Source organism: Oryzobacter faecalis (assembly GCF_046764005.1).
GTDB lineage: Bacteria > Actinomycetota > Actinomycetes > Actinomycetales > Dermatophilaceae > Oryzobacter > Oryzobacter faecalis.
Genome location: NZ_JBKOFW010000012.1, coordinates 71,293 through 85,257 on the forward strand (window position 1 = coordinate 71,293; position 13,965 = coordinate 85,257).

The following is a 13,965-nucleotide window of genomic DNA, read 5'->3' on the forward strand; positions in this document are numbered from 1 at the left end:
GCTGGCAGGATGGGCGCATGACCGCGTCCACCGTCACCCCCCTCGCCGTCGGTCAGGTCGCGCCCGACTTCTCCCTGCGGGACCAGAACGGGGTCGAGGTCTCCCTGTCCGCGCTCACGGCCGACAAGAACGTCGTCGTCGTCTTCTACCCGTTCGCCTTCTCGGGCATCTGCACCGGCGAGCTCGACGAGATCCGCGACCACCTCGAGCGGTTCGTCTCCGACGACCTCCAGGTCGTCTGCATCTCCACCGACCCGATGTTCTCGCTGCGGGCGTGGGCCGACATCCAGGGCTACTTCTTCCCCCTCCTGTCCGACCACTGGCCGCACGGCGAGGTCACGAGGGCCTTCGGCGTCCTCAACCCCGCGACCGGCGCACCGGTGCGCGGCACCTTCCTCCTCGACCGCGACCGCGTCGTGCGCTGGACCCTCGTCAACGGCCCGGGGGAGCAGCGCGACTTCTCCGAGCTGCCCGCGCAGGTCGCCGCCCTGTCCTGACCGGGGCCCGGGCGGGGCACCTGCCACAATGGCCGCTGGCCGGACGGCCCCGGGGGTCCGGGACGGCGGCCGAAGGGCCTGTAGCTCAGCTGGTAGAGCGCCGCGTTTACACCGCGTCGGTCGTCGGTTCGATCCCGGCCGGGCCCACATGAGCGACGACCCGACCCTGCGTGAGGTGCTCGAGGTCGTCGAGCGCCTCTACCCGCCGTCCACCGCGCAGTCGTGGGACCGGGTGGGGCTCGTGACGGGCGACCCCGACCAGCCGGTGCGGCGCATCCACCTCGCCGTCGACCCCACCCTCGCCGTCGTCGAGGAGGCCCGCGAGCTCGGCGCCGACCTGCTCCTCACCCACCACCCCCTCCTCCTGCACGGGGTCCACGCCGTCGCGACGACGACGGCGAAGGGCGCCACCGTGACCAACCTCGTCGTCGGCGACGTCGCGCTTTACGTCGCGCACACGAACGCCGACGTCGCCGCCGAGGGTGTCTGCGAGGCGCTCGCCGAGGCGTGCGGCCTCGGGGCCACCACGCCGCTGACCCTCAGCGAGGACCAGCCGCTCGGGCGGGTCGGGGAGCTGCCGGAGGACGTGCCGCTGCGGTCGTTCGCCGAGGGGCTCGCCGCGCGGCTCCCCCCGACGGCCGGGGGGCTGCGGGTCGCGGGACCGCCCGACGCCCCGGTCCGGCGGGTCGCGCTGCTCGGCGGGTCGGGCGACGACCTGTTCGACGCCGTCCGCGCGAGCGGGGCCGACGTCTACGTCACCGCCGACCTCCGGCACCACCCGGCGCTCGAGGCCCGCGAGGAGGCGCGCGGCGGGCCGCCGTACCTCGTCGACGCCGGGCACTGGGCGAGCGAGCACGTGTGGCTGGTGCGGGCGGAGCGGGCTCTGCTCGCGGGGCTCGGGGAGCGCGCGGCTAGGGTGGAGACCCACATCAGCACAGTGCGCACCGACCCCTGGACCTTCGTCGTCGGTGCCGACCCCGGAGGTAGCCCGTGATCGCCGAGCCCACCCGCCAGCTGCGGCTGCTCGACCTCCAGGCCATCGACACGCGCCTCGACCAGATCGCCCACGCGCGCACCCACCTCCCGCAGCTCGCCGAGCTCGCCGACCTCACCGGCAAGGCCCGCCTCATCGACGACCAGCTCGTCCGCTCGCGCACCGAGCTGGCCGACCTCCAGCGCGAGGTCGCCAAGGCCGAGGCCGACGTCCAGCTCGTCCGCGACCGTGCGGCCCGCGACCAGGCCCGCCTCGACTCCGGCACGGGCACCGCGAAGGACCTCCAGGCGCTCCAGCACGAGCTGGCGACGCTCGCGCGCCGGCAGAGCGAGCTCGAGGACGTCGAGCTCGAGGTCATGGAGCGCGCCGAGGCGGCAGAGTCCGACGTCGCCGAGCTCGAGCGCGGCCGCGGCGAGCTCTCGGAGCGCATCGCCGCCCTCGAGGCCGAACGCGACCAGGCGCTGGCCCGCCTCGACGCCGAGGTCGCCGCGGTCGGCGGGCCGCGTCCGCACGTCGTCTCCGACGTCGGTGCGGACCTCGTGGCCCTCTACGAGAAGATCCGCTCGTCCTCCGGCGGCACCGGGGCGGCCGCCCTGCGCCAGCGCCGGTGCGGCGGGTGCCAGCTCGAGCTCAACGCCACCGACATCCAGCGCATCCGCGCCGCCGCCGCCGACGAGGTGCTGCGCTGCGAGGAGTGCCGCCGCATCCTCGTGCGCACCCCCGAGTCCGGCCTGTGAGCCGGCGGCTCACCGTCGAGGCCGACGGCGGGTCGCGCGGCAACCCGGGCGTCGCCGGGTACGGGGCGGTCGTCCTCGACACCGAGACCGGCGCCCTCCTCGCCGAGCGGGCCGAGCCCCTCGGCAAGGCGTCGAACAACGTCGCCGAGTACCGCGGGCTCATCGCGGGGCTCGAGGCCGCGGCCGCCATCGACCCGGGGGCCGACGTGCTCGTCCGGATGGACTCCAAGCTCGTCGTCGAGCAGATGTCGGGGCGCTGGAAGATCAAGCACGAGGACATGCGCCGCCTCGCCCTCGAGGCCCGCGACCTCTCGGCCGGCATCAGCGCGGCGGGGGGGTCGGTGACCTACCGCTGGATCCCGCGCGAGGAGAACAAGGTCGCGGACGCCCTCTCCAACCTCGCCATGGACGGGCAGACCGTCGACCGGCGGCACGACGGGGAGGACGAGGCCGCGCGCGAGGAGGGCGAGGCGGCACGGGCGACCGGCGACGCCTGTGCCCCGGTGCGGCCGGCCCCCGGGCAGCCGGTCCGGGTCGTCCTGGTCGCCCGGACCGCGACGGGTCCGGCCCGCACGGCCGCGGCCGTCGCGCGCCTGCTCGGCAGCACGCCGCGCTGCCTGGTCACCGCACCCGACGACCTCGCGGTCGAGACGGCCGCGGAGGTCGGCGCCGCGCTCGACACCGAGGCCGTCGTCGACGCGGGGTGGGCCGACGCGCCCGACCCGGCCGACCTCGTCGACGCGTGGGACCGTGCCGTCGCCCGCGGCGGCACGACGGTCGTCGTCTGCTCCTCGGCCGCCGTCCGTGCCGTCCTCGGGCACCTGCTGGGGGTGCCGGAGGACCGGCGTGCCCGGCTCGCGGTGGCCGACGGCTCCCTCGCGGGCGTCGAGGTGTGGGCGGACGGCGAGACCTCGGTCGCGTTCACCAACCGCACCTGAGACACCCGGTCGCCCCGTGCAGCGTCCCGCCTACGCTCGATGCATGAGCTACGCAGGTGACGTCACACCGGCCGAGGCGTACGCCGCGGCGACCGGTGCGGAGGGCGCCCTCCTCGTCGACGTGCGCACGCGCGCCGAGTGGACCTACGTCGGGGTGCCCGAGCTCGCGGGCGCCGGGCGCGACGTCGCGTTCGTCGAGTGGTCGAGCTTCCCCGAGGGCCGGGTCAACGAGCGGTTCGTCGAGCAGGTCCGCGCGGCCGGTGCGGTTCCCGGGACGCCGGTGTACCTCATCTGCAGGTCCGGTGTGCGGTCGGTGGCCGCGGCCCGCGCGCTGACCGCCGCCGGGCTCGGGCCGGCCTACAACGTCCTCGAGGGCTTCGAGGGGCCGCACGACACCGAGGGCCACCGCACCGTCTCGGGCTGGAAGAACGCCGGCCTCCCGTGGCGGCAGGGCTGACGATGGCGGACACCTGGCGCCCGCAGACCCGGGCCGTGCGAGGGGGGCTGTCGCGCAGCGGCTTCGACGAGACCGCCGAGGCGCTGTTCCTCACCTCGGGCTTCGTCTACGAGTCGGCCGAGCAGGCGGAGGCAGCCTTCAAGGACGAGGTCGAGCACTACATCTACAGCCGCTACGGCAACCCCACCGTCACGACCTTCGAGGAGCGGATGCGCCTCGTCGAGGGCGCCGAGGCCTGCTTCGCGACCGCCTCGGGCATGGCCGCGGTGTTCACCGCGATGGCGGCCCTGTGCGGCGCGGGCGACCGGGTCGTGTCGAGCCGGGCCCTGTTCGGCTCGTGCTTCGTCATCCTCGACGAGATCCTGCCGCGCTGGGGCGTCGAGACCGTCTTCGTCGACGGCGCCGACCTCGACCAGTGGCGCGAGGCCCTCTCGGTCCCGACCACGGCGGTGTTCTTCGAGACGCCGAGCAACCCGATGCAGGAGCTCGTCGACATCGCCGCGGTCAGCGAGCTCGCGCACGCGGCCGGCGCGACCGTCGTCGTCGACAACGTCTTCGGCACCCCGGTCTTCTCCCACCCGCTGGCGTTCGGCGCCGACGTCGTCGTCTACTCGGCGACCAAGCACATCGACGGCCAGGGCCGTGCCCTCGGCGGGGCGGTGCTCGGGCCGCAGGAGTACATCGACGGGCCGGTCAAGAACCTCATGCGCCACACCGGGCCCTCGCTCTCGCCCTTCAACGCGTGGATCATGACCAAGGGCCTGGAGACGATGGACCTCCGGGTACGGACGATGGCCGACGCCGCCCTCACCGTGGCCCGCCGGCTCGAGGACTGGCAGCGCGCGGGGCGAGGGATCCGGCGCGTCGTCCACCCCTTCCTCGAGAGCCACCCCCAGCACGAGCTGGCCCTGCGCCAGATGGACGGCGGCGGGGGCACGGTCGTGACGTTCGAGGTCGAGGGCGGCAAGGAGGCCGCGTTCGCGCTGATGAACGCCCTGCGGGTGGTCGACATCTCGAACAACCTCGGCGACGCGAAGTCGCTGTCGACCCACCCCGCGACGACGACCCACCGCCGTCTCTCGCCCGAGGACCGGGCCGCCGTCGGCATCACCGACGGCACCGTGCGCGTCTCGGTCGGCCTCGAGGACGTCGAGGACCTCCTCGAGGACCTCGACGCCGCGCTCTCCACGGCGGCCGCCGCACGCCGCTGACCGGGACCTTGTTACGGTCACGACCATGACCACCTCCTCCGACCTCCTCTCCGTCGAGCGCTTCGTCGCCGCCCCACCCGAGGCCGTCTTCGAGCTGCTCGTCGACCCCGCCCGCCACGTCGACATCGACGGCGGCGAGAGCGTCCGGCGGGCGCGCAGCGGTGGACGGCGGCTCGGCCTCGGCGACCGCTTCGGCATGGACATGCACCTCGGTCGCGCCTACACGACCCTCAACACGGTCGTCGAGTTCGAGGAGGGCCGCCGCATCGCGTGGCAGACCACCGCCACCGGCCTGCTCTCGAAGGTGCTCGGCGGGCGGATCTGGCGCTACGTCCTCGAGCCGGCGCCCGGCGGCACGCTCGTCACCGAGACGTGGGACCTGCGCTCCGAGGCGGCACCGAGCAAGCCCGTCGTCAAGGCGACGATGACCGAGCTGACGAGGCGCAACATGGAGCGCACGCTGAGGCGGATCGACGAGCTCCTCGCGGGCGGCGCACGGTCGGGGGACGCTCAGGGTCCCGACGCGAGCTGACGCTCCTCGGCGACCCCGGCCATCGCCCACCGCACGGCCCGGGTCCCCAGCCCGCCGAGGCCGCGGGCCGCGACGGTCCCGGGCCCGACCACCGGCAGGCGCAGGGCCCGCCGGGCCCACCCGGGGAGCAGCGCCACGCCACCGGACGCGATGAGGCCGTAGCCCGGCCGGGCCGCCCAGGGGAGCGGCGGGTCGAGGAGGAGGAAGCGCGCCGCGTCGCGTGCGGCGCCGGTCGCCTCGAGCTCGGGGCGGAAGTCCTCGAGGGCGGTCGTGAGGTCGGCCACGGTGAGGGGCAGGTCCGTGGCGCCGAGGCGTTCGGCGACGAGCGCGGACTGCTCGACGTACGCGTCGGCCTGCCCGGGCGAGAGCGGGTCCTGCGCGTACTGCTGGAACGCTCCGAGGAAGGAGTGCGCCTCGGCGACGTGCACCCAGCGCAGGAGGTGGGGGTCGCCGGCGCGGTACTCGCGGCCTCGCTCGTCGCGGCCGCGGACCCGCTCGTGGACCGCCCGGACCCGCGCGATCGCCTCCTCCGCGTCCTCGACGGTCCCGAAGGTCGTCGTCGCGAGGAAGTGCGAGGTGCGCTGGAGCCGCCCCCAGGGGTCCCCCCGGTAGCCGGAGTGCCCCGCGACACCGGCCATCGCGAGCGGGTGCAGCGACTGGAGGAGGAGGGCCGCGACCCCGCCGGGGAACATCGAGGCGTCGGCGTGGACCCGCCACACCGGGTCCTCGGGGGTGAACCACCGCTCGCCGCGGCGCCCCCAGATGACGGCGGCGCGCTCGGCCGCGTCGTCGCCGGCGACCCGGGCGCGCAGTGCGGCCCCGAGGCGCTGCTGGGGGACGCGGGCGAGCTCGGTGAGGAGGGACACGACCCCATCCAACGTCATCGGCGGGCCCGAGCGGCACGTGCGGGGGGCTCTGTCGAAGGTCAGGACGTCGCGGCGAGGGCCAGCGCGCCGGCGCCGACCGACAGCGCCGCGCAGGCGGCCCCTGCCGGGAGGAGCCACCGCCACGGCACGACGACGCCGGCGCCCCGACAGCGCTGCAGCCACAGCAGGGTGGCGAGGGAGGCCCACGGGGTGACGAGCGGGCCGGCGTTGACGCCGACGAGGAGCGCCATGAGCCGCTCGGGGGCCTCGGCCACCGCCGGCTCGAGGAGGAGGTAGGCCGGCAGGTTGTTGACGGCGTTGGAGACCACGGCGCCCGCACCGGCGACCCCCGCGAGGGCGGCCGCGCCCGACCCGGCAGGCAGCAGCCCCGTGACGACCTGCGTCAGCCCGACCTCGTGGAGCACCTCGACCGCCAGCGAGACACCGACGAACGCGCCGGCCATGAGCCACGGGACGGGCAGGTCGGCCAGCAGCGCGGGCGCGCGGCGACGGGCGACGGCGAGGAGGACCGCTGCCGACACGACCGAGACCGCCCACGGCGGGGCCCCGAGGGCGAACAGCGGCCCGAGGGCGACGCACACGGCCCCCGCCCACCGGAGCAGCACCGCGTCGTGCGGGTCCGGCGGCGGGTCCACGGCGTACCCGGCCGCCAGCGTCCGCCGGTGGAGGGCGGCCACGAGGAGCAGGGTCGCCCCCACGCACGCGAGTGCCGGCGCCCACGCGAGCCGGACGAAGTCGCCGTGCCCGAGCCCGAGCCGGCCGACGGTGTGCAGGGCGAGGAGGTTCGTGAGGTTCGAGACGGGCAGCAGGAGGGAGCCGGTGTTCGCGACCCAGAGCGTGGTCACGGCGAACAGCCGGGCGTCGAGGCCGACCTGCCGCGCGACGGCGAGCCCCACCGGGGTGAGGAGGACCGCGGTCGTGTCGATCGACAGCACGACCGTGCACCCGACCGCGAGGGCGGCGAAGAGCACCCACAGCGCCCACGCGCGGTGCCGCCCCCAGTGGGCGACGCGGTGGCCGGCGACGTCGAACACCCCGGCCCGTTCCGCGACCTCCGCGGTCACCGTGATGGCGAGGAGGAACACGACGACGGGCAGCAGCCGGAGGACGAGCGCCTCCAGGGCGGCAGCGTCGAGGAGGGTCACGGAGCCGTGACGTCGAGGACCCAGGGTGCGCCGGGGCGCGGCGGGGCGTGCAGCTCGACCTCGAACGCCCCGGCGACGACGTCGGCCAGCGCGGGGACCGATCGCGGGGTGGCCCCGGCGACGCAGAGGTGGCGCGCGACGAGCCCGCGCGTGTGCTTGGCCATGTGGCTCGCCCCCGGGACGCGGACCTGCACCCAGCGGGTGGCGAGCTCGCGGTCGGGGCGCCAGGCGGCGGCATAGGCGGCCGACCGGCAGTCGACGACGACGCCGCGCCCCACGGCCTCCGGCAGCACCGTGTCCAGCGCGGGCCGCCAGGCGCTCGCGAGCGGTCCGACCCCGGGCAGCGTCACGCCCATCGACAGCCGGTAGGCGGTGATCCGGTCGGTCGGGCGGACCGCCCCGTGGAGCGCGGAGACGACGACGAGCCACCGGTTGGCGCGGCGCCGGGCGGCGGTGTCGAGCGAGGCGAGGTCGAGGGCGTCGTAGAGGACGCCGGTGTAGACCTCGGCTGCCGGGGTCGAGGGCGCGGCGTCGAGGGCGAGGTTGCGCGCGACCTCCTCGCGCAGCCCCTCGGTGACCCCGAGGACGTCGAGGGCGTCGGGTCCGCGGCTCGCCTCGACGAGGGCGGCCGCCACCCGCTCGCGGGTCGGCGCGAGGGCGGGGAAGGACCAGGTCGCCTGGTCGGCCGGCCTGCCGCGCCGGCGGTTGGACTTCGACTCCGACGGCGGGAGCAGGATCAGCACCGGGACAGCCTAGGCGGGTTAGGTTGGGCGGCGTGCCGCACCCCAAGGTCGTCCTGACGCCCACCGACGCCGACGTCCCCACGGGGAGCCTGGCGGCCCTGCGCGCCCGGTTCGAGGCCGTGCGCGCCGAGCTCGGTCTCTCCCTCGACTACCCGCCCGACGCCCTCGCGGAGGCCGAGCGCGTGGCCGAGGCGCCACCGGCGCCGCCCGAGCGGGACGAGACCGCGCTGCCGTTCTTCACCATCGACCCGCCGGGCTCGATGGACCTCGACCAGGCGATGCACCTCGAGCGCGACGGCGACGGCCACCGCATCCGGTACGCCATCGCCGACGTCCCCGCGTTCGTCGCCCCGGGCAGCGCCCTGGACCGGGTGACCCGCGAACGCGGCCAGACCGTCTACTGCCCCGACGTGCGCGTGCCCCTGCACCCCGAGGTCCTCTCCGAGGGCGCGGCCAGCCTGCTGCCGGGCACCGTGCGTCCCGCGTTCGTCTGGGACCTGCGGCTCGACGGCGCCGGCGCCATCGCCTCGGCCGAGGTGTACCGGGCCATGGTCCGCAGCGTCGAGCGGCTCGACTACGCCACCGTGCAGGCCGCCGTCGACGCCGGCACCGACGACGAGCGCTTCGTCCTCCTCGAGGAGGTCGGAGGGCGGCGGCTGGCGCAGGAGAAGGCGCGCGGCGGCGCCAGCCTGCCCATGCCCGAGCAGCAGGTCACCGAGGGCCCGGACGGCGGGTTCTCGCTCGAGTTCCGTCCGCCGGTCGCCGCGGAGGAGTGGAACGCGCAGATCTCGCTCGCCACCGGCATGGCCGCGGCGACGATGATGCTCGAGGGCGGCGTCGGCATCCTGCGGACGATGCCGAAGCCCACCGACGAGGCGCTCGCGCGCTTCCGCCGCGCCGCCCGGGGCCTCGGCGTCGACTGGCCGCAGGAGCAGTCGTACGGCGACCTCGTCCGCTCCCTCGACCGCAGGAACCCACGGCACCTGGCCCTCATCCACGAGGCGACGACCCTCTTCCGCGGCGCGGGGTACACCGTCGTCGACGGGCCGGTGCCGAAGGTCCACGAGCACGCCGCCGTCGCCGGTCCCTACGCCCACGTCACCGCGCCGCTGCGGCGGCTGGTCGACCGGTTCGGGCTCGTCGTGTGCGAGGCGTTGTCGCAGGGCCGCGAGGTCCCGGGGGAGGTGCGCGAGGCCCTGCCCCTCGTCCCCGAGCTCATGGCCGCCTCCGACCGCACGGCCCGCGCCGCCGAGCGGGCCTGCGCCGATGCCACCGAGGCCGCCCTGCTCCACGGCCGCGAGGGCCACACCCTGCGGGCCGTCGTCGTCGACCACACCGACAAGGGCATGGAGGTCCAGCTCGTCGAGCTCCCCGTCCTCGCACGGGTCGCCGGTGACCGCGCGGGGCTGGGCGAGGACGTCGAGGTGCGCGTGGAGCGGGCCGACGTCGCCGCCGGCGAGGTCGTCCTCCGCCGCGCGTGAGCAGCCCTAGACTGGGGCGTGGACGAGTCGGGCGGACGGTCGCGTCGGTGGGCAACCACCGCCGAGGAAGGTCCGGGCTCCGAAGGGCAGGATGGTGGCCAACAGCCACCCGGGGTGACCCGCGGGACAGTGCCACAGAGAACAGACCGCCGTCGCACCGGTCGAGCGACCGGAGCGGCGGTAAGGGTGAAACGGTGGTGTAAGAGACCACCAGCGGCCTGGGTGACCAGGTCGGCTCGGTAAACCCCATCCGGAGCAAGCCCAGACAGTGTGCGTTCGAGGGCGGCCCGCCCGAGCACACGGGTAGGGCGCTGGAGGTGGTCGGCAACGGCCACCCGAGATGGATGACCGTCACCGCACGGCCGGCGACGGCCGCGCGGGACAGAACCCGGCCTACAGCCCGACTCGTCCCCCGACCACGACTGACCTGCGCGGATGCGGCCCGCGGCCGGTCCGCAGCCGGTCCGCACCGACCTGTCCGATCCGGCCCGCGGTGACGTACCGTGCACCCGTGACCGACTCCTCCCGCGACCACCACACCGACCGCGCGACCGTCCTGGCCGCGGTCCGCGACCTCGACGGCGCCACCGTGCGCGACGTCCTGCTCCAGTCGCTGCTCGTCGCCGGCGTCGACGACACCGTGAGCGAGGTCATCCTGCCCGTCCTCAAGGAGGTCGGGGATGCCTGGGAGAGCGGTGAGCTGACCGTCCTCCACGAGCACTTCGTGTCGACGACGTTCCGCGGCGTCCTCGGCGAGCTGCGGATGCCGGTGCAGGGGAGCCAGGTGCGAACGGTGGTCCTCGCGTGCCCCCCGCGCGAGCTGCACGACCTCCCGCTCGAGCTGTTCGGCGCCATGCTCCACGCCCGCTGGTGGCGGGTCGTCAGCCTCGGCGCCAACACCCCGATGACGGCCGTCGCCGAGGCCGTGCGGTTCCTGCGGGCCGACGCGTGCGTGCTCGCGGGCGTGCGCCGCTCGGCGTTCGAGTCCCGCCTGCCGTCGCTGACCCGGCTCGGCCAACGGGTTCCGCTGTTCCTCGCGGGCGAGGGTGCGTACGCGCTCTCAGCGGCGCCCCCGTCGACGACGCTCCTGCCGCGGGACCTGCGTGACGCCGCCCGCGTCGTCGATGCCGTCGGGGTCCCGGCCGCCGCGACGAGCGGTGGCCACCTCTCGCTGGTGCGTGACGACGAGGGCTCCGAACCCGCCGTCGGCTGACTAGCGTGGATCCATGCGGATCACCCACCTCGGCCATGCCTGCCTCCTCGTCGAGATGGCGGACACCCGGATCCTCGTCGACCCCGGCACCTTCGCCGAGGACCTGTCCGGGGTCACCGGGCTCGACGCCGTCCTCGTGACGCACCAGCACCCGGACCACCTCGACCCCGAGCGGTTCCCCGCGCTCGCCGCGGCGAACCGGGGTGCCGTCGTCCTCTGCGACCCGATGAGCGTCGAGGTCCTCGCCCGCGCCGGGGTCGAGGCGCGCGAGCACGGGGGGGAGCCGACCTCGGTCGGCTCGGTGACCGTCACGCCCTTCGGCGAGCGGCACGCCCTCATCCACGACGACATCCCCCGGATCACCAACGTGGGGGTACGGCTCGACGCGGAGGGCGAGCCGTCGTTCTTCCACCCCGGCGACGCGCTGGACGCCGAGCCGGGTGAGGTGGACGTCCTGGCCTTCCCCCTCCAGGCGCCGTGGCAGCGCAGCCGTGACATGACGGCGTTCCTGCGCCGGTTCGGTGCGCCGCACGCCGTGCCGGTCCACGACGGCCTGCTGCAGAAGCGCGGGCGCGACCTGTACCTCGGCCAGGCCGGGCAGCTCGGGTCGCCGGACACCCGCATCCACGACCTCGCCGGGCGTGGCGCCGTGGAGTTCGCGGCGGGGGAGTAGCCCGCCTCAGGTGGTGTGTCGGCCCCGCTCGTTCTGGACGCTCGTCGCCAGCACCGCGGCGCCGATGATGCCGGCCTTGTTCTTGAGGGTGGCCGGGATGATCGGCGTCCGGAGGTCCAGCAGGGGCAGGAACTCCTCGTGGTCCTTCGACACCCCGCCGCCGACGACGATGAGGTCCGGCCAGAGCAGGTCCTCCAGCGCGCGGTAGTAGTCCTGGAGCCGTTCGGCCCACTCGGGGTAGGACAGCCCCTCGCGGGTCTTGGCCGACGACGCGGCGACCGTCTCGGCGTCGACGCCGTTGACCTGGAGGTGTCCGAGCTCGGAGTTCGGGACCAGCACGCCGCGGTTGAAGATGGCCGTGCCGATGCCGGTGCCCAGGGTCGTGAGGATGACGAGGCCGGTGTGGCCCTTGGCCGCGCCGTAGTGCAGTTCGCCCACCCCGGCGGCGTCGGCGTCGTTGACGACGACGACGTCGTGCTGCAGGCGGTCCTCGAGGAGGGTCTCGATCTCGCAGCCGATCCACGACTTGTCGATGTTCGCCGCGGTCTTGACGACGCCGTGCTGGACGACGCCCGGGATGGTCACGCCGATGGGGGAGTCGCTGCGGACGTCGTCGAAGTGGTCGACGACCTGCGCGATGACGTCGCACACCGCCTCCGGTGTCGACACCTCCGGGGTGTCGATCCGCAGCCGCTTCGCGCTGAACTCGCCCAGGTCGAGGTCGACGGGTGCGCCCTTGATCCCGCTGCCGCCGACGTCGATGCCGAGGGGGTTACCGGTGCTCATGCTGCGTCTCCCTGGGTGAGGATCTCGGGGCCCTGGTCGGTGACCAGGACCGTGTGCTCGAACTGTGCCGAACGTCGGCGGTCCTTCGTCACCACCGTCCACCTGTCGTCCCACATGTCCCACTCGTGGGTGCCGAGGTTGAGCATCGGCTCGACGGTGAAGGTCATGCCGGCCTCGATGACGGTGTCGTACGACGGCGCCGCGTCGTAGTGCGGGATGACGAGCCCGCTGTGGAACGCGGTGCCGATGCCGTGGCCGGTGAAGTCGCGCACGACGCCGTACCCGAAGCGCTTCGCGTAGCTCTCGATGACCCGGCCGATGACGTTGATCTCGCGGCCGGGGCGCGCGGCACGGATCCCGCGCATCATCGCCTCGTGCGTGCGCTCGACGAGCAGGCGGGACTCCTCGTCGACGTCACCGACGAGGTACGTGGCGTCGGTGTCACCGTGGACACCGCCGATGTAGGCCGTGATGTCGATGTTGACGATGTCGCCGTCCTCGAGGCGCCGGTCGTCCGGGATGCCGTGGCAGATCACCTCGTTGACCGAGGTGCACAGCGACTTCGGGAACCCCCGGTAGCCCAGCGTCGACGGGTAGGCGCCGTGGTCGAGGAGGTACTCGTGGCCGACCCGGTCGATCTCGTCGGTGGTGACCCCCGGCGCGATGACGGCTGCGGCCGCGGCCATCGCGTTCGCGGCGATCCGCCCGGCGACCCGCATCCGCTCGATCGTCTCCGCGTCCTTGACCTCGGGACCGGTGTACCGGGCGGGTGCGGGCCGGTCGACGTACTCGGGCCGCTCGATCGACGCCGGCACCGGTCGCCGCGCGGAGATGGTCCCGGGGGCGACGGAGGCATACGTCAGGGGCATAGGTTGGAGTCTAGGCACGAGCACCGCACCCGCCCCGAGGAGGAACCCGATGCCCTACTGGTACAACGTCGACTCCGGTCAGGTCGAGACCGACGACAACCGCAGCCAGGACGCCAACGTCATGGGTCCGTACGACACCGAGGAGGCGGCCGCGGGTGCCCTCCAGCACGCCCGCGAGAACACCGAGCGGTGGGACCGCGAGGACAGGGAGTGGAACGAGGGCGGCTCCCAGGAGGACTGAGCTCCAACGGGTCCCACGGGGGTGGCCGGGTCCCAGCGGGTCCCAGGCGCGGCGCGGGCGGACTGGGCCGACACCCTGACCACGTCGGGTCTCGTTCTGCTGCAGGCGAACACGATGCTGGTGGGCTTGCCGGTCGAACGTGAGTTCGATATCATGGGGTCTGGATCGGCGGAGCATCGAGAGCCGGGTCGCGGCCCTGCGCCGGGAGTGCGCGGCGCTCGCGTGCGAGGTCGCGAGCGGTGGTCGCGCACTGGGCCCCGACCACGCGTTCGAGCTCGCCGGTGCCGCGCAGGGGCTGGTGAACAGCGCCGACGGCCTGGTCGGGGTGCTGGCGGCGTGGGGTGCGCGGGTGGAGACGGCCCTGACCTCGCACGGGCCGGTGCAGCGGGTGCGGCAGGTGGCCCAGCGGGTCGCCGCGGACCAGGTCGCCGCGCAGGCGCGGCGGTGCCGGCGGGGACGGACGGTGGAGGTCCGCCCCGGCGAGGACGGGCTCACGTCGTGGTGGGCGCTGCTGCCCGCCGCGACCAGTGCCGCCGCCTGGGCCGCGGTCGACCAGCTCGC

At 74.8% G+C, this 13,965-nt stretch carries 17 protein-coding genes, 1 tRNA gene and 1 other RNA gene; 14 read left to right on the forward strand and 5 right to left on the reverse strand.

Going from position 1 to position 13,965, the window contains the following annotated elements:
* The first annotated feature begins 17 nt into the window (after nt 1–17).
* From ACK8HX_RS16525 to ACK8HX_RS16560, 8 genes are all read left to right on the forward strand, one after another.
* The gene (locus ACK8HX_RS16525; protein ID WP_411941812.1) at nt 18–497 is read left to right on the forward strand and encodes a peroxiredoxin; all 480 of its coding nucleotides are present in this window, start codon (nt 18–20) and stop codon (nt 495–497) included.
* A 74-nt stretch (nt 498–571) separates the two neighbouring features.
* Nucleotides 572–644 (forward strand) — tRNA-Val (locus tag ACK8HX_RS16530).
* A 1-nt stretch (nt 645) separates the two neighbouring features.
* Nucleotides 646–1,491 (forward strand): Nif3-like dinuclear metal center hexameric protein, encoded by an 846-nt coding sequence (locus ACK8HX_RS16535; RefSeq protein ID WP_411941813.1) that lies wholly within the window; start codon nt 646–648, stop codon nt 1,489–1,491.
* On the forward strand, nt 1,488–2,228 hold the full coding sequence (locus ACK8HX_RS16540; RefSeq protein ID WP_411941814.1) for a zinc ribbon domain-containing protein: 741 nt from the start codon (nt 1,488–1,490) through the stop codon (nt 2,226–2,228). Before ACK8HX_RS16535 ends, ACK8HX_RS16540 begins: the two co-directional genes overlap by 4 nt.
* The gene (locus ACK8HX_RS16545; RefSeq protein ID WP_411941815.1) at nt 2,225–3,166 is read left to right on the forward strand and encodes a reverse transcriptase-like protein; all 942 of its coding nucleotides are present in this window, start codon (nt 2,225–2,227) and stop codon (nt 3,164–3,166) included. The genes ACK8HX_RS16540 and ACK8HX_RS16545 overlap by 4 nt, the downstream gene beginning before the upstream one ends.
* A gap of 43 nt (nt 3,167–3,209) precedes the next feature.
* Entirely contained in the window at nt 3,210–3,623 is a 414-nt protein-coding gene (locus tag ACK8HX_RS16550) for a rhodanese-like domain-containing protein (RefSeq protein ID WP_411941816.1), read from the forward strand.
* Between the two features lie 2 nt (nt 3,624–3,625).
* Nucleotides 3,626–4,834, forward strand: a complete 1,209-nt coding sequence (locus tag ACK8HX_RS16555) for an O-succinylhomoserine sulfhydrylase (RefSeq protein ID WP_411941817.1) — start codon at nt 3,626–3,628, stop codon at nt 4,832–4,834.
* A gap of 25 nt (nt 4,835–4,859) precedes the next feature.
* Entirely contained in the window at nt 4,860–5,366 is a 507-nt protein-coding gene (locus ACK8HX_RS16560; RefSeq protein WP_411941818.1) for an SRPBCC family protein, read from the forward strand.
* On the opposite strand, the gene ACK8HX_RS16565 is transcribed toward ACK8HX_RS16560, so the two are convergent.
* Genes ACK8HX_RS16565 through ACK8HX_RS16575 form a run of 3 tightly spaced genes read right to left on the reverse strand, consistent with a single transcriptional unit; the run spans nt 5,345 to nt 8,141 of the window.
* A complete protein-coding gene (locus ACK8HX_RS16565) occupies nt 5,345–6,232 on the reverse strand; it encodes an oxygenase MpaB family protein (protein WP_411941819.1) in 888 nt (295 codons plus the stop codon). The genes ACK8HX_RS16560 and ACK8HX_RS16565 overlap by 22 nt on opposite strands.
* 59 nt (nt 6,233–6,291) lie before the next feature.
* On the reverse strand, nt 6,292–7,398 hold the full coding sequence (locus ACK8HX_RS16570) for an ArsB/NhaD family transporter (protein ID WP_411941820.1): 1,107 nt from the start codon (nt 7,396–7,398) through the stop codon (nt 6,292–6,294).
* Complete coding sequence (locus ACK8HX_RS16575) at nt 7,395–8,141, reverse strand: YaaA family protein (protein ID WP_411941821.1); 747 nt, start codon at nt 8,139–8,141, stop codon at nt 7,395–7,397. Before ACK8HX_RS16575 ends, ACK8HX_RS16570 begins: the two co-directional genes overlap by 4 nt.
* Nucleotides 8,142–8,173: 32 nt before the next feature.
* Between ACK8HX_RS16575 and ACK8HX_RS16580 the strand changes: the two genes are divergently transcribed.
* From ACK8HX_RS16580 to ACK8HX_RS16595, 4 genes are all read left to right on the forward strand, one after another.
* Nucleotides 8,174–9,622 carry an RNB domain-containing ribonuclease gene (locus ACK8HX_RS16580; RefSeq protein WP_411941822.1) on the forward strand — a complete coding sequence of 483 codons (1,449 nt, stop codon included), beginning with the start codon at nt 8,174–8,176 and terminating at the stop codon, nt 9,620–9,622.
* A 23-nt stretch (nt 9,623–9,645) separates the two neighbouring features.
* Nucleotides 9,646–10,034, forward strand: an RNA gene (gene rnpB, locus ACK8HX_RS16585) — RNase P RNA component class A.
* A 99-nt stretch (nt 10,035–10,133) separates the two neighbouring features.
* A complete protein-coding gene (locus ACK8HX_RS16590) occupies nt 10,134–10,835 on the forward strand; it encodes a B12-binding domain-containing protein (protein ID WP_411941823.1) in 702 nt (233 codons plus the stop codon).
* Between the two features lie 13 nt (nt 10,836–10,848).
* The gene (locus ACK8HX_RS16595) at nt 10,849–11,508 is read left to right on the forward strand and encodes an MBL fold metallo-hydrolase (protein WP_411941824.1); all 660 of its coding nucleotides are present in this window, start codon (nt 10,849–10,851) and stop codon (nt 11,506–11,508) included.
* A gap of 6 nt (nt 11,509–11,514) precedes the next feature.
* Here ACK8HX_RS16595 and ppgK read toward each other — a convergent pair whose 3' ends face one another.
* Together ppgK and map are read right to left on the reverse strand one after the other, a co-directional pair.
* A complete protein-coding gene (gene ppgK / locus ACK8HX_RS16600; protein WP_411941825.1) occupies nt 11,515–12,294 on the reverse strand; it encodes a polyphosphate--glucose phosphotransferase in 780 nt (259 codons plus the stop codon).
* The gene (gene map, locus ACK8HX_RS16605) at nt 12,291–13,163 is read right to left on the reverse strand and encodes a type I methionyl aminopeptidase (RefSeq protein ID WP_411941826.1); all 873 of its coding nucleotides are present in this window, start codon (nt 13,161–13,163) and stop codon (nt 12,291–12,293) included. Before map ends, ppgK begins: the two co-directional genes overlap by 4 nt.
* Before the next feature lie 49 nt (nt 13,164–13,212).
* Here map and ACK8HX_RS16610 point away from each other — a divergent pair, with 49 nt between their 5' ends.
* Together ACK8HX_RS16610 and ACK8HX_RS16615 are read left to right on the forward strand one after the other, a co-directional pair.
* On the forward strand, nt 13,213–13,404 hold the full coding sequence (locus tag ACK8HX_RS16610) for a methionine aminopeptidase (protein ID WP_411941827.1): 192 nt from the start codon (nt 13,213–13,215) through the stop codon (nt 13,402–13,404).
* Nucleotides 13,405–13,543: 139 nt separating this feature from the next.
* Nucleotides 13,544–13,965 (forward strand): hypothetical protein (locus ACK8HX_RS16615; RefSeq protein WP_411941828.1); only part of this gene is annotated, 422 nt, incomplete at its 3' end.

Bases quoted from the DNA above. Each gene is read 5' to 3' on its own strand.
- ACK8HX_RS16525 (WP_411941812.1), top strand. From the start codon at position 18: ATGACCGCGTCCACCGTCACCCCCCTCGCCGTCGGTCAGGTCGCGCCC.
- ACK8HX_RS16535 (WP_411941813.1), top strand. From the start codon at position 646: ATGAGCGACGACCCGACCCTGCGTGAGGTGCTCGAGGTCGTCGAGCGC.
- ACK8HX_RS16550 (WP_411941816.1), top strand. From the start codon at position 3,210: ATGAGCTACGCAGGTGACGTCACACCGGCCGAGGCGTACGCCGCGGCG.
- ACK8HX_RS16555 (WP_411941817.1), top strand. From the start codon at position 3,626: ATGGCGGACACCTGGCGCCCGCAGACCCGGGCCGTGCGAGGGGGGCTG.
- ACK8HX_RS16560 (WP_411941818.1), top strand. From the start codon at position 4,860: ATGACCACCTCCTCCGACCTCCTCTCCGTCGAGCGCTTCGTCGCCGCC.
- ACK8HX_RS16595 (WP_411941824.1), top strand. From the start codon at position 10,849: ATGCGGATCACCCACCTCGGCCATGCCTGCCTCCTCGTCGAGATGGCG.
- ppgK (WP_411941825.1), bottom strand. From the start codon at position 12,294: ATGAGCACCGGTAACCCCCTCGGCATCGACGTCGGCGGCAGCGGGATC.
- map (WP_411941826.1), bottom strand. From the start codon at position 13,163: ATGCCCCTGACGTATGCCTCCGTCGCCCCCGGGACCATCTCCGCGCGG.
- ACK8HX_RS16610 (WP_411941827.1), top strand. From the start codon at position 13,213: ATGCCCTACTGGTACAACGTCGACTCCGGTCAGGTCGAGACCGACGAC.